General features: G+C 71.1%; 10 protein-coding genes. 7 read left to right on the plus strand and 3 right to left on the minus strand.

Annotated features, from left to right (window positions below):
* Window positions 1–106 precede the first annotated feature (106 nt).
* Genes BGP73_RS13990 through BGP73_RS14005 form a run of 4 tightly spaced genes read left to right on the plus strand, consistent with a single transcriptional unit; the run spans window position 107 to window position 4,716 of the window.
* Window positions 107–1,435, plus strand: a complete 1,329-nt coding sequence (locus BGP73_RS13990) for a DUF6716 putative glycosyltransferase (RefSeq protein ID WP_069814661.1) — start codon at window positions 107–109, stop codon at window positions 1,433–1,435.
* Complete coding sequence (locus BGP73_RS13995; protein ID WP_069814662.1) at window positions 1,432–2,649, plus strand: acylneuraminate cytidylyltransferase; 1,218 nt, start codon at window positions 1,432–1,434, stop codon at window positions 2,647–2,649. Before BGP73_RS13990 ends, BGP73_RS13995 begins: the two co-directional genes overlap by 4 nt.
* Entirely contained in the window at window positions 2,646–3,578 is a 933-nt protein-coding gene (locus tag BGP73_RS14000) for an N-acetylneuraminate synthase family protein (RefSeq protein ID WP_069814663.1), read from the plus strand. Before BGP73_RS13995 ends, BGP73_RS14000 begins: the two co-directional genes overlap by 4 nt.
* Window positions 3,579–3,609: 31 nt before the next feature.
* On the plus strand, window positions 3,610–4,716 hold the full coding sequence (locus BGP73_RS14005; RefSeq protein ID WP_069814664.1) for a hypothetical protein: 1,107 nt from the start codon (window positions 3,610–3,612) through the stop codon (window positions 4,714–4,716).
* A gap of 135 nt (window positions 4,717–4,851) precedes the next feature.
* Here BGP73_RS14005 and BGP73_RS14010 read toward each other — a convergent pair whose 3' ends face one another.
* From BGP73_RS14010 to BGP73_RS14020, 3 genes are read right to left on the minus strand one after another with little or no spacing between them, the layout of a single operon-like run.
* Entirely contained in the window at window positions 4,852–6,273 is a 1,422-nt protein-coding gene (locus BGP73_RS14010; protein WP_069814665.1) for a purine-cytosine permease family protein, read from the minus strand.
* A 45-nt stretch (window positions 6,274–6,318) separates the two neighbouring features.
* Complete coding sequence (locus BGP73_RS14015) at window positions 6,319–7,728, minus strand: C69 family dipeptidase (protein WP_069814666.1); 1,410 nt, start codon at window positions 7,726–7,728, stop codon at window positions 6,319–6,321.
* Window positions 7,725–8,894: a glycerate kinase gene (locus BGP73_RS14020; protein ID WP_069814667.1), complete on the minus strand. Its 1,170-nt coding sequence runs from the start codon at window positions 8,892–8,894 to the stop codon at window positions 7,725–7,727. Before BGP73_RS14020 ends, BGP73_RS14015 begins: the two co-directional genes overlap by 4 nt.
* Window positions 8,895–9,014: 120 nt before the next feature.
* Between BGP73_RS14020 and BGP73_RS14025 the strand changes: the two genes are divergently transcribed.
* The 3 genes from BGP73_RS14025 (at window position 9,015) to BGP73_RS14035 (ending at window position 12,469) form a co-directional block, all read left to right on the plus strand.
* A complete protein-coding gene (locus BGP73_RS14025; protein WP_069814668.1) occupies window positions 9,015–9,665 on the plus strand; it encodes a GntR family transcriptional regulator in 651 nt (216 codons plus the stop codon).
* A 363-nt stretch (window positions 9,666–10,028) separates the two neighbouring features.
* On the plus strand, window positions 10,029–11,291 hold the full coding sequence (locus tag BGP73_RS14030) for an amidohydrolase (protein ID WP_374701144.1): 1,263 nt from the start codon (window positions 10,029–10,031) through the stop codon (window positions 11,289–11,291).
* Between the two features lie 131 nt (window positions 11,292–11,422).
* Complete coding sequence (locus BGP73_RS14035) at window positions 11,423–12,469, plus strand: BMP family lipoprotein (RefSeq protein ID WP_069814670.1); 1,047 nt, start codon at window positions 11,423–11,425, stop codon at window positions 12,467–12,469.
* The last annotated feature ends 108 nt before the right edge of the window (window positions 12,470–12,577 follow it).

Genomic DNA, 12,577 nt, shown 5'->3' on the forward strand with positions numbered 1-12,577 from the left:
AACCATCCTTTCCCGGCACTCGATTCGCCGTCCGGCGACGTTCTGTTAACCCTCCGTTGCGGCTGAGTTGGGCCAGTCAACGGAATTCGCTCCTAGCGTTCCGAGCGTGCCAGAAAGCATCAGCAGCCCCCTACGGGTGGCCGTACTCGCCGACTCCGACACCCGCTGGAAATGGGGTGCGCTCACCGTGCGCCGCATCGTCCCGGAACACCGGCTCGACGGCTACCTCCTGCGCGGACGCGCCACCCCGACCGCCCGGCAACTCGACGAGGTCGGGGTGCGCGCCGACTCGCTGCGCGAGGTCACGACCGGTGAGGTCCTCCAGCTACTGGGCCGGGATGCCTACCAGGTGGTCGTGCTGGCCTGTGTCGGCGGCGCCATCCAGGCGATGCTGCACGGACTCGCCCGCGCCTGGGAGGGGCGCCGGAGCCGCCCCGTGGTCGTCACCGGCTACGTCGGGGTCGTCTACGAGAAGCTCACCGACGGCCTCCTGCTGCGGCACGGCGCGGACGTGGTGCTCGCCAACTCTCCGTTCGACGCCGAGCGCTTCCGGGGCGTCTACCGGGGCGTCGGAGCCGACTCCGGCAGCGTCGTCGAGACGGCGCTGCCCTTCCTCGGCGGCACCCCGCACACCCCCGAGGCGGCCGACGACCGCCCCCGGACCGTCGTCTTCGCCGTCCAGCCCTCGGTGCCGAACAACCGGACCGACCGGGGCTACCTGCTGGGACGCGCCATCGAGCACGCCCGCCGCCATCCCGAGCGGCAAGTGCTCGTCAAGCTGCGGAGCCTGCCCGGCGAGCAGACCACGCACGTCGAGGAGCTGCCGTACCAGCGGCTCGCCGCCCGGTGGCCGGGCGGGCTGCCCGAGAACTGCCGCCTCGTCTACGGGCACATGGGCGAAGTCCTGGACCGCACCGACCTGCTCGTCACCGTCAGCTCCACCGCGGCCCTGGAGGCGCTGCACCGCCGCATCCCCACCGCCGTCCTCACCGACCTCGGAGTACGCGAGTCGCTGGGCAACCACTACTTCATCGGCTCCGGCTGCCTGGCGTCCTGGGACCAGCTCGACGCCGGACACCGGCCGGAGCCGGACCCCGGCTGGCTGGACCGCCAGGGACTCACCACGGGCGGCCGGTACGAGAACGCCTTCCGCGCAGCCCGGGACCGGGTAGCCGAGCTGGTCGGCGCGACCGAGCTGCCGCCGATCACCCCCTACTACACACCCCGCACCGCGCCCGCCTACCTATCCGGTCTGCTCGCCCGGCACGGCCTGGCCCCCGACGGCTCACCACAGCCGACCGCGGAGCCCGCCGCGGTGGGCGGCGGGGGGATGCGGGAGGCCGTCCGCGGCGCCGTACGGGGAGTGGCGCGCAGCGCCTACCGCCACGGAGTGCAGCGCGTCGCCCCCGTCATCCGGCGGATGGGGGAGCTGTGAGCGCCCCGACCGTGCTGGCCGTCATCCCCGCCCGAGGCGGTTCCAAAGGCGTGCCCGGCAAGAACCTCGCCACCGTGGGCGGTGTCCCGCTCGTGGTGCGGGCCGTCCACGCCTGCCTGGCCAGCGAGTACGTCACCGACGTCCTGGTCTCAACCGACGACGCGCCCATAGCCGCCGCGGCGCGCGGCGCCGGAGCGGACGTCCTGCACCGCCCGGCGGAGATCGCCGGCGACACCGCCAGCAGCGAGGCGGCGGTCCTGCACGCCCTGGACGCCTACGAGTCCGGGCACCGGCGGAGCGTCGACGTGGTGCTGCTCGTCCAGTGCACCAGCCCCTTCCTCGACCGGGCCGACCTCGACGGCGTGGCCAGAGCCGTGACCGAGGAGGGCGCGGACACCGCCCTGACCGTCGCCCCCTTCCACGGTTTCGTCTGGCGCGCCGCGGAGCCCGGCGGAGCGGACGGGCACGGCGTCAACCACGACCGGTCGCACCGCCCACGCCGCCAGGACCGGCCGCAGGACCACCTGGAGACCGGAGCCGCGTACGCCATGCGGGTCGAGGGATTCCGTAAGGCCGGTCACCGCTTCTTCGGCCGCACCGCCCTGGTGGCCACCGACCCCGCCCGGGCACTGGAGATCGACGACCCGCACGATCTGGCCCGGGCCCGAGCCCTGGCACCCCTCCTCGACACACGGCGCTCCGAGCCGGAGCCGCCCGAGCCGCGCCTCCCCTCCCGGGAGGACGTCGAAGCGGTGGTGCTCGACTTCGACGGCACCCAGACCGACGACCGGGTCTACATCGACTCCACCGGGCGGGAGACGGTCGCCGTGCACCGCGGCGACGGGCTGGGGATAGCAGCGCTCCGCCGCACCCCCGGGCTGAAGCTGCTGATCCTCTCCACCGAGGAGAACCCGGTCGTCGCCGCCCGGGCCCGGAAACTGCGGATACCCGTGCTCCACGGCATCGACCGGAAGGGCGAGGCGCTCCGGCAGTGGTGCGAGCGCGAGGGCCTCCGGCCCGAGCGCGTGCTCTACGTCGGCAACGACGTCAACGACCTGCCCTGTTTCGAACTCGTCGGTTGGCCGGTCGCGGTCGCCGACGCCCACGACACCGTGCGGGCCGCCGCCCGCGCGGTCACCTCGACACCCGGAGGCGGCGGCGCTATCCGCGAGATCGCCTCCTGGATCCTCGGAAAGGAACTCACCCCGAAATGAACACCCCCTCCCGTCTCCGCGAGCTCGGCGACCGGATCGTCGGCCCCGGCTACCCCGTGTACGTGACCGGCGAGATCGGCATCAACCACAACGGCGACCTGGAGAACGCCTTCGCCCTGATCGATGCCGCCGCCGACGCCGGCTGCGACGCCGTCAAGTTCCAGAAGCGGACACCCGAGATCTGCACCCCGCGCGACCAGTGGGACGTCGAACGCGACACCCCCTGGGGGCGGATGCGCTACATCGACTACCGGCACCGCGTCGAGTTCGACGAGGACGGCTACCGGGCGATAGCGGCGTACTGCGAGAAGCGCGGGATCGCCTGGTTCGCCTCCCCCTGGGACGTCGAGTCGGTGGCCTTCCTGGAGAAGTTCGAGGTGCCCTGCTACAAGGTGGCCTCCGCCTCCCTCACCGACGACGAACTCCTCCGGGCGATGCGCGCCACCGGCCGCACCGTCGTCCTGTCGACCGGGATGTCCACCCCGAAGCAGATCCGGCACGCGGTGGAGGTGCTCGGCAGCGAGAACATCGTGCTCTGCCACGCCACCAGCACGTACCCGGCGCAGGCCGAGGAGCTCAACCTGCGGATGATCGACACACTGCGGTCCGAGTACCCGAACGTCCCCATCGGCTACTCCGGCCACGAGACCGGGCTCCAGACCACCCTGGCGGCGGTCGCCCTCGGGGCGGCCTTCGTCGAACGCCACATCACCCTGGACCGCGCCATGTGGGGCTCGGACCAGGCCGCCTCCGTGGAGCCGCAGGGGCTGCAGCGCCTGGTGCGCGACATCCGGGTGGTGGAGGAGTCGCTGGGCGACGGGGTCAAGAAGGTCTACGAGAGCGAACTCGGCCCGATGCGGAAGCTCCGCCGGGTGGCGGGCACCGTGGCCGAGGCCGACGAGCAGACCCCACTCGGCCTGACGGTGTGAACGGCCGACCATCGCCCAGGAGGCACAGGCCATGACAGACCAGCCACCCCGTCGAGGGGGCCGGCCGACCGGCACCCTCGCCTTCGTCGAAAGCCCCGCCCAACTGCTGAACGTCCTCGAATGGGACCACCTCGAAAGGCACCGGGAACGCCCCGCGGACGACGCCGTCACCGTCGTGGTGCTGGCGCCGAACGACCCCATGACCCGCGGCCAGCTCCGGCGGATGGCCGGACTCGCCCGGGACGAGGGGCTCACGGTGCGCTGGGAGGACGCCCGGGGCGGGCCGGCCGCGGCGCTGCGGACCGTCGCCGGTCTGACCGCAGCCCTGCGGCGAGCCCGCCGGGTCGTCATCGGCGACCCCTTCTCCCAGTACGTGCAACTGCTGCTGGCCCTCACCCGGGCACCCCAGGTCGTCGTGGTGGACGACGGCACGGCCACCCTGGAGTTCGTCTCCCAACTGGGGCGCGGCGTGCCCCTGGTGCGCTGGCACCGGAGCGGACGCCGCGGACCGCGGGGCGCGCTGTTCACCCCCGTCTCGGCCGCCGCGCGCAGCCGGCTCACCCCCGGCCCGCGCGGCGACCGGGGGATCACGGTCTTCAGCTCGATGCCGGTCGAGGCCCCGGACGGCGCCTCGGTCACCCGCAACGACTTCCGCTGGACCAGGTCCCGCTTCGGCCCACCCGCGGTCACCGCGGGCACCGACCTGGTCGGAACCTCCCTGGTCGAGAGCGGGGTCATCGAACCCGACCACTACCTCCAGGCGGTCACCGCGCTCGTCCGGACCCACGGGGCCACCCGCTACTTCGCGCACCGCCGGGAGAGCCCGGACAAGCTGCGCCGGGTCGCCCTAGAGACCGGGGTGGAGATCGTCCGCCCCGACCTCCCGCTGGAGCTGATCGGTCGACGGGGGCCCATCGGCCGGACGGTCCTCAGCTTCCCCTCCACCGTGGTGCACACCCTGCCGCTCGTCCTGGCCGACACCGGAGCCCGGGTGACCGTCTGCGACGTGGACCCGAGCTGGTTCACCGCCGCCGCCCCCTCCCGGGCCCGCGGCTTCCTCGCGGAGGTCACCCGCGCGGCCTCGGACGTACGCCGACTCACCTCCGCGCAGGTGATCAGCCCGGGGACCAGCCCGTGAGCGCGAAGCGGCCCGACAGAGAAAGAAACGGAGAAAGAAGGGGGACCAGGCGCGGGCGCTGAGATCCGCTTCCGCGCCCGGCGACCGCGGCGGCACCGCCGTCGGTGTGTCCCGTGTCCGGACGTCCACGACGCGTCAGCGGTCGGCCGTGGCAGGTTCCGAGACCGGCTCGCCGGCAACGGGGGTGTAGTAACGACCCTTGGTAGCCGTGGTCATGGCCACGTGGGTGATCGGCCCGAGGAACATGGCGATGAAGGACGCGTACGCCACCGGGTAGACGCCCACGATACCGAGGGCACCGGCGAAGACCGCGATACCGAGCGAGACCAGACCGCAGGGATTCCACTCGCGTACCTCGCCCTCGCGGAACTCGATGTTCTCCGCCCGCCCGAGCTTCAGCCACCGGCGGCAGACGAAGTAGTCGGCGAGGATGATCAGTACCCAGGTGTTGGTCAGGACACCGGTGATGGCGAGGAAGGTCCCGAGGTTGCTGATGACGTCGGTGGCGTAGAAGACCACGCCGAACAGCCAGACCGCGAACATCCACCAGGGGCGTCCGGGCCGGTAGCCGGTAGCCGCGTCGACACCGCTGGAGAGAACGATGGACCCTCCGTAGAGGTTCATCACGTTGATGCGGATCTGTGTGATGACGACGAAGAAGACACCGACCAGGCCCATCAGGTGCACGAAGACGAAGCCGGGGTCCTGGGCCCGGTCCTCCCCGAATGCCCCGACAAGGGAGGCGCCCAGCATCGCGCCGAGGAAGATGATGGTGAACATCGGGACGAGTTCCAGCAGCATGATGGTGCCGGTGCCGCGGTAGCGGATACCGCGACTGGCGAAGCGCCCGTAGTCGGTGGCGATCAGGCCTTGGAAGATCATCTGGCCGTTAGCCAGGCTCATCGCGGTCCACAGTGCGGCGCCGCCGCCGGTGGCGGTGGACTCCCAGGCGCTGAAGCCGGCTATGTCGTGCATCGAGTCGAGGTTGATCAGTGCCCAGATCAACAGGCCGACGAAGAGCGGGAAACCCCACTTCTGGAGTGCGGACATGGCGTACATGCCGCGCCACACGAACGCGATCGTCGCGAGGCCGACGAGAGCGAAGATCCCGATGCCCGCGAGGGAGTGGATCTCGATATCGAAGTAGTAGGCGATGGCGTGCGAGACGATCGTGCCCTCGAAGAGGAAGTAGTAGACGAAGTTGATGGCGTAGATGAAGGACGCCACGGCCGCGCCCCGGCGGCCGAAACCCAGCCCGCGGGAGAGCAGGCTCTGCGAGAGCCCTTCACGGCTGGCCACCCGCATGGTGAGGGCGCCGATGAGGATCGCGCCGAAGAAGAAGTAGCCGATCGGCAGGAGCATCATCGGCCAGCCGACGAGGAAACTCTGCTGGGCGCCGAAGGTGAAGAAGAACATCGCGGTGGCGTTGCCGAGCAGCACCAAGCTGATGGCGGGAATCGGCCAGCGCTTGTCGGCTGGCACCCGGTCCGTGGCGAAGCTCTCAACCTGGTCGTCGATGGAGGCTTCCGGGCCGCGGAAGGCGTCTCTGATGGACATGGGCGGTTCTCCAGATGGGAGGGTTCTGCTCGGGGCTTCGGGCGATCAGGCGGTGGGTGCGGACCAGCGGTCGTCCAGCGCGACGGCCGGGTCGGCTCCGAACTCCCGGGCGAGTGCGGTGGCCGTGGCACGGGCCTCGTCCAGGCAGGAGCTGGCGAACGCGGTTCCGGCCGCGGGGGTGTCGGCAGCGGCGGGGAGGGCGGCCGCCCAGCGCTCCTCCAGTGCGTCGAAAGCAGTGCGCAGGCGTGCGGCCCGTGCGGTGAAGTCCTGGGCGCTCGGGTCCTTGGCCGCGTCGAGCAGGTGCTGCCACTGCCACCAGACCGAGGCGGGGTCGTGTGAGGGCTGCCGGTGGTCCCGGGGATCCCAGGAGGAGGCGGGTAGGGGCAGGGGACGGGTCAGGGCCTCGGGCAGGGTGTCACCGTCCAGTGGAACGGGCAGATAGACGCCCGTGCAGGGGGTGACCGGGCACCACCAGAGGGTGATCGGGCCTTCGGTGGAGAGTTCGACGACGAGTGAGGCGGCGGTGTTGCCCCAGGTGAAACCGGACGGGTGCTCGTGCATGCACAGCGTGTGGAAGTCCGGGCGGGCGGCGTCGAAGGAAGGGCCTCCGAGGAAGGTGTCCTCCAAGTGGTCGCGCAGGACGCGCTTCAGCGTCCGGACACCGACCCCCGAGGTGTCCGCGCTCTCCGAGAGCAACTGGTGGGAGCGGCGGCGTCGGATGTGCGAAACCTGGAGCGGTGTCCCCGGGTCGGTGAAGGCGTCCGCCACGTCCAGAGGCCGGTCGGCCGGCCAACCGGCCGCGGCCGCCGCTTCCCGTAGTCCGGCGCTGGTGAGATCGGCGTCGGTCCGAATGGACAGCTCGTTGCTGAGAGTGGCGACGCCCTTGGTGAGCCGTCGGGCAGCCCACTCGCGGCCGACCGTCTCCAGCACCCAAGCCTCGTGCGGGTCCGCGATGACGAAGGCGTTGTCGTAAGCCCCCTCGGCGTGCGGTGTCGCCACCTTGGCCGAACCCCACTGGCCGTACCGTTCCAGCAGACCGGTCATGACGTCCAGGGCCTCACGCGCGGTGCTGCCCCGCTCCAGCCCCAGGCGCAGCAACTCCATGCCGAGGATGCCCGCCTCCTGCTCCGCGCCCGCCTTCTCCCGTGCTACGGCCTCTGCCCAGAGGCGGCTGAAGACAGCCTCGTTGCCGATGGCGACCCGGTGTTCGTTGACACCCATCTCGTATCCCCAGCACCAGAAGGGGGCCGAGCCGATATGGGCGTAGGCAGGCGCGTCGTCCACCGTGACGTAGGCCAGCCGCAGCGGGGGGCCGGCGGGTCGGGCGGGCTGGCGGCGCAGTGGCTGGGCCTCGCCTGCTGGCCGGTCGCTGTTCTTGCCGAAGAGGACAGCCGGGCGGCCGGTGGCGTCGGGGAGTGCGACGACGGTGTCACAGCTCCAGGGGCGGTCCGTCATGGTCTGGCTCCGTTCTCCGTGTTGGTGCTGAGGTCGAGGGTGGCCTCGACCAAGGTGCGGGTCGCCTGGCCCACCAAACGGCAGGTCAGGCCGGAGTCCCGTGCGCAGGCGGGGTCGATCCGGTCCAAAGCGATGACCTCCGCGAAAGGCGCGGTGCCCGTCGACTCCAGGGGGAGACGGTTGCTGCCGACGATCGCGACGGTCGGCACACCGAAGGCGCCGGCGAGCCGAGCAACGCTCACGGGGGCCTTGCCGCGGAGGCTCTGTGCGTCGAGTCGGCCCTCCCCGGTGATGACGAGGTCGGCCCCGCGGATGGTGTCCGCCGCGTCCAGTAGGTCCAGGAAGACGCCGGCGCCGGATCGCAACTGACCGCCGAGCAGCAGCCCTGCCCAGGCGAGCCCGCCGGCGGCGCCCGAGCCGGGCCGCAGCGCCGCTCCCCGAGCCCCGAAGGCGTCCTCCAGCAGAGGCGCCGCGTGGGCCAGGCCTGCGGAGAGCCGGGCGATCAGGTCGTCGTCGGCCCCCTTCTGGCGGGCGAACATCTCAGCCGACCCGTCGGGCCCCACCATCGGCGTGTCGACGTCACCGGCCAGGACCAGTCGCAGATCGCGCAGACCAGGGTGGAGACCGGTCGTCCGGACTCGTGCCAGGGTGCCGAGCGCCGCGCCGCCCGGGGCGAGCGGCTGCCCGGCCGAGTCGCACAGTTCGCAGCCCAGTGCCTCCAGCAGCCCCGCACCGCCGTCGGTGGTGACGCTGCCGCCGAGCGCGAGGGTGATCTCCCGGACACCCTGGTCCAGCAGCACGGCGACAGCGCGACCGACGCCGCGGGTGGTAGCGGACGCTGCCTGGTCGGGAGTGGGTTGCCGGGATCCCAGCCCGCATATGGACGCCACCTCGACGATTGCTCGGTCGTCGAGCCGGGCGACGGTGGCGACCAGTTCATCGCCCCAGGCATCGGAGGCGGGCACGGTATCGGCACGCCAGCCCGCCGAGAGCGCGGCCTCGACACTTCCGTCACCTCCGTCAGCGACGGGTAGCGCGGAGACGACCGTGGTGGGGGACAGTTCGGCGATGGCGGCCGCCATGACGCCGACCAGATGCCGGGCGGAGACCGTCCCCTTGAACTTGTCAGGGGCCAGAACGACGCGCTGAGCGGCGTCTAGCTGCATGAACGCTCCTCCCTCCAAAAAATGTTCGTCAAGTTATCTCACTCGTCTTGTCGGGTTGTCCAGGCTTGAGTCGGTAATCTTTGCGAACCTGAGAGCCCAACTAGACGAAGGACCTGACCCATGCCGATCCGGCTCGTGACCCAATCAGTGGGGGACGCCCTGGTGGCGTCCCTGCGCGAACGCATCCTCACGGACGAGATCAGGGTCGGTACCGCGGTCACGGAGGCGTCGGTCGCCCAGAAGTACGAGGTCGCTCGGCAGACCGCCAAGGCGGCGATCGAGCGACTGGTCGGAGAGGGACTGCTGGAGCGCACCGCGCACCGCAGCGCACGCGTGCCGCTGCTCGACGAGGATCGTGTCCGGGACCTGTACTTCACCCGCGGTGTCGTCGAGGTGCGGGCCTACGAGCTACTTGCCGCGCGGCGGTTGCTGACGTCCGAGGTGCTGGCAGCCCACGAAGAGTTCCTGGCCTCCTCGACCGGCTCCGACGTGGCCTCCATCGTGCAGACCGACGTCGCCTTCCACCGTGCGCTGATCGACAGTTTGGAGAGCGAACGCCTCACCCGGGTGCACAGCCTGATCATCAACGAGATGCGGCTCTGCCTCGCCCAGGTGCAGAACGCGCACCTCCTGGCTCCCACGGAGATCGCCGAGGAGCACGAGAGCATCGTCGGCGCCATCCGCGGCGGTGAGGTCCGCCGCGCCGGCGAGGTGGGCCTCCAGCACCTGGAGCGCGCCCAGAGCAAGCTTCTGGAACACCTGAGCGGCTGACGTCCCGCGCTGGACGGCCGCCTCGCGGGGCGGTCCGGGGCGGTCGGCGGCGATCCGCCGGATGAACGGGTGACGGCGTGAGCCCTCAGCGTGTGGAGGCGGTCTCCCGGACCAGGCGCTCACCGCAGTGGACGTGCGCGGACTCACATCCGGCCCCGTGATCTCCAGGGAGTCGTCACATGATCACGAAGGGGGTTGCCAACAGGGGCATAACTATGCAGGTCAGGAGGAGGGTAAGCAACGGGTCATACCCAACCCAGAGGGGAGTCATGCGCCGTCTGCAAGATTTTTTCGTCCCTCGGGGGGCTGAAATTTTGTTGATCGCCAGACAAGAGGCAGGTCCAGGCCCGTAACCTGCACAGGGTGAACCAGTTGATGTCCCTCGCTCCCGGGGCCGAGCGGTCCGCCACTGTCTTCGCCGCCGAACGGCCGACCGCCGAGTCCGCCGTGCCCGGCCTGCTGACCGAAGCCCTCCGGGACGAGTTGATCGCCTTCCGCCGGGACCTGCACATGCACCCCGAGCTCGGGAACCAGGAGTTCCGGACCACCGCCGCGCTCAAGGCGCGGCTGGAGCAGGCCGGCCTGGAGCCCCGCGTGCTCGCCTCCGGTACCGGGCTGATCTGCGACATCGGCCCGTGGGACGGGACCCGCCCCTTCCTCGCCATCCGGGCGGACATCGACGCGCTGCCGATCCCGGACACCAAGACCGTGCCCTACCGCTCCAAGGTCTCCGGCCGGGCGCACGCCTGCGGCCACGACGTCCACACCACGGCCGCGCTGGGAGCCGGGCTGGTCCTCGCCGAACTGGCCGAACAGGGGCGGCTGCCGCACCGCGTCCGGCTGATCTTCCAGCCGGCGGAGGAGGTGCTGCCGGGCGGAGCCACAGACGCGATCGAGTGCGGCGTCCTGGACAACGTCGGCCGGATCATCGCCGTGCACTGCGACCCCAAGGTCGAGGTCGGCAAGATCGGCCTGCGGACCGGCCCGATCACCTCCGCCTGCGACCGGCTGGAGGTCTCGCTGGACGGCCCGGGCGGGCACAGTGCGCGCCCGCACCTCACCACCGACCTCGTGATGGCGGCCGCCAAGGTGGCCACCGAGGTGCCGGCCCTGGTCGCCCGCCGGATCGACGCCCGGTCCGGGCTCGCCGTCACCTGGGGGCGGCTGGAGGCCGGCCACGCCTGCAACGTCATCCCGCAGCACGCCGAACTCTCCGGCACCGTCCGCTGCCTGGACCTGCCCTCCTGGCGGTCGGCCCCGGACATCGTCCACGAGGCGATCGACGAGCTGGCCGCCGTGCACCGGGCCAAGGCCACCATCAACTACATCCGGGGCGTGCCGCCGGTCGTCAACGAGCCCGCGGTGACGGAGCTGCTGTACGACGCCATGAGCGTGCGGCGCGGCCCGCTGTCCGTCGAGGGCACCGAGCAGAGTCTGGGCGGAGAGGACTTCTCCTGGTACCTGGAGCATGTGCCGGGGGCGATGGTCCGGCTCGGTGTGCGTCCGGTGGGCGAGGCCGTCCGCGGTGATCTGCACGCCGGCGACTTCGACGTCGACGAGGGTGCGGTGCAGGTCGGAGTGGAGTTGTTCACCGCCGCCGCGCTGCTCGACGGGCACCGTCCGTAAGCGGACGGTCGCTGTCGCGCAGAGCTTCGCGACGATCCGATAACGGCCGGAGAATCTTGGCATCTACGCGCGTTACGATCTGGCGAAAACCAGCGCCGAAAGAGGCGCTTTCGTCCGAAGGGGAAGTCCTCTTGCGCCGGGTATCCAAGATCACTGTCGCGGCCCTCGCCGCCGCGGCCCTCGCGTCCACCACCGCAGCCTGCGGCGCCTCGTCCACGGACAGCGACTCCAAGGGCTCCGACGGCCTCAAGGTCGGCGTCGCCTACGACGTCGGCGGCCGTGGCGACCACTCCTTCAACGACTCCGCCGCCCGCGGCCTGGACCAGGCCAAGGACGAGCTCGGGGCCGAGGTGAAGGAGCTCACCGCCACCACCAGCGACACCGAGGCCGACCGGGTCGACAAGCTGACCCAGCTGGCCGAGGCGGGCTACAACCCGGTGATCGGCGTCGGCTTCGCCTACCAGCCCTCCCTCGCGAAGGTCGCCAAGAAGTTCCCGGACGTCAACTTCGCCATCGTCGACTCCACCGTCGACGCGAAGAACGTCGCCGGGCTCGTCTTCGCCGAGCAGGAGGTCTCCTACCTCGCCGGTGTGGCCGCCGCCCACAAGTCCAAGAGCGGTGACATCGGGTTCATCGGCGGCACCGACAACCCGCTGATCCTGAAGTTCCAGGCGGGCTTCGAGAAGGGCGTCGCCGACACCGACCCGAAGGCCAAGGTCACCTCCGAGTTCCTCGCCGAGGACGAGGCCGGGTTCGGTATGCCGGACAAGGGCCTGCAGACGGCCCAGGGCATGCTGGCCCGCGGCACCGACGTCATCTACCACGCGGCGGGCGGCTCCGGCTCCGGTGTGATCGAGGCCGTCGGCAAGGCGAAGAACAAGAACGCCTGGGCCATCGGCGTCGACTCCGACCAGGCGATCGACCCGGGGCTGGCCGACTACAAGGACCGCATCCTGACCTCCGCCATGAAGAACGTGGACGTCGCGGTCTTCGACATGGTCAAGAGTGTCAAGGACGGCAAGCCGATCACCGGCACCCGGTCGTTCTCGCTCGCCGAGGACGGGGTGAAGCTGGCCACCACCGGCGACCACCTCAAGGACATCCAGGCCGACATCGACGCCGCCCGCGAGAAGATCGCCAACGGCGAGATCAAGGTCCCGACCACCCCCGCGAAGTAACCAGGCGGTCGGCGGCAGCCCCTCCCGGGCCGCCGCCGACCACACCGGCCCGGGGGCGAGGCGCGCCGGACGCGCCTCCGGTCCCCGGGCCCAGACGTGTCCCTCCCC

This window comes from Streptomyces sp. TP-A0874 (genome assembly GCF_001748085.1).
In the GTDB taxonomy this organism is placed as follows: domain Bacteria; phylum Actinomycetota; class Actinomycetes; order Streptomycetales; family Streptomycetaceae; genus Streptomyces.

Bases quoted from the DNA above. Each gene is read 5' to 3' on its own strand.
- BGP73_RS14000 (WP_069814663.1), top strand. From the start codon at position 2,646: ATGAACACCCCCTCCCGTCTCCGCGAGCTCGGCGACCGGATCGTCGGC.
- BGP73_RS14005 (WP_069814664.1), top strand. From the start codon at position 3,610: ATGACAGACCAGCCACCCCGTCGAGGGGGCCGGCCGACCGGCACCCTC.
- BGP73_RS14010 (WP_069814665.1), bottom strand. From the start codon at position 6,273: ATGTCCATCAGAGACGCCTTCCGCGGCCCGGAAGCCTCCATCGACGAC.
- BGP73_RS14015 (WP_069814666.1), bottom strand. From the start codon at position 7,728: ATGACGGACCGCCCCTGGAGCTGTGACACCGTCGTCGCACTCCCCGAC.
- BGP73_RS14020 (WP_069814667.1), bottom strand. From the start codon at position 8,894: ATGCAGCTAGACGCCGCTCAGCGCGTCGTTCTGGCCCCTGACAAGTTC.
- BGP73_RS14025 (WP_069814668.1), top strand. From the start codon at position 9,015: ATGCCGATCCGGCTCGTGACCCAATCAGTGGGGGACGCCCTGGTGGCG.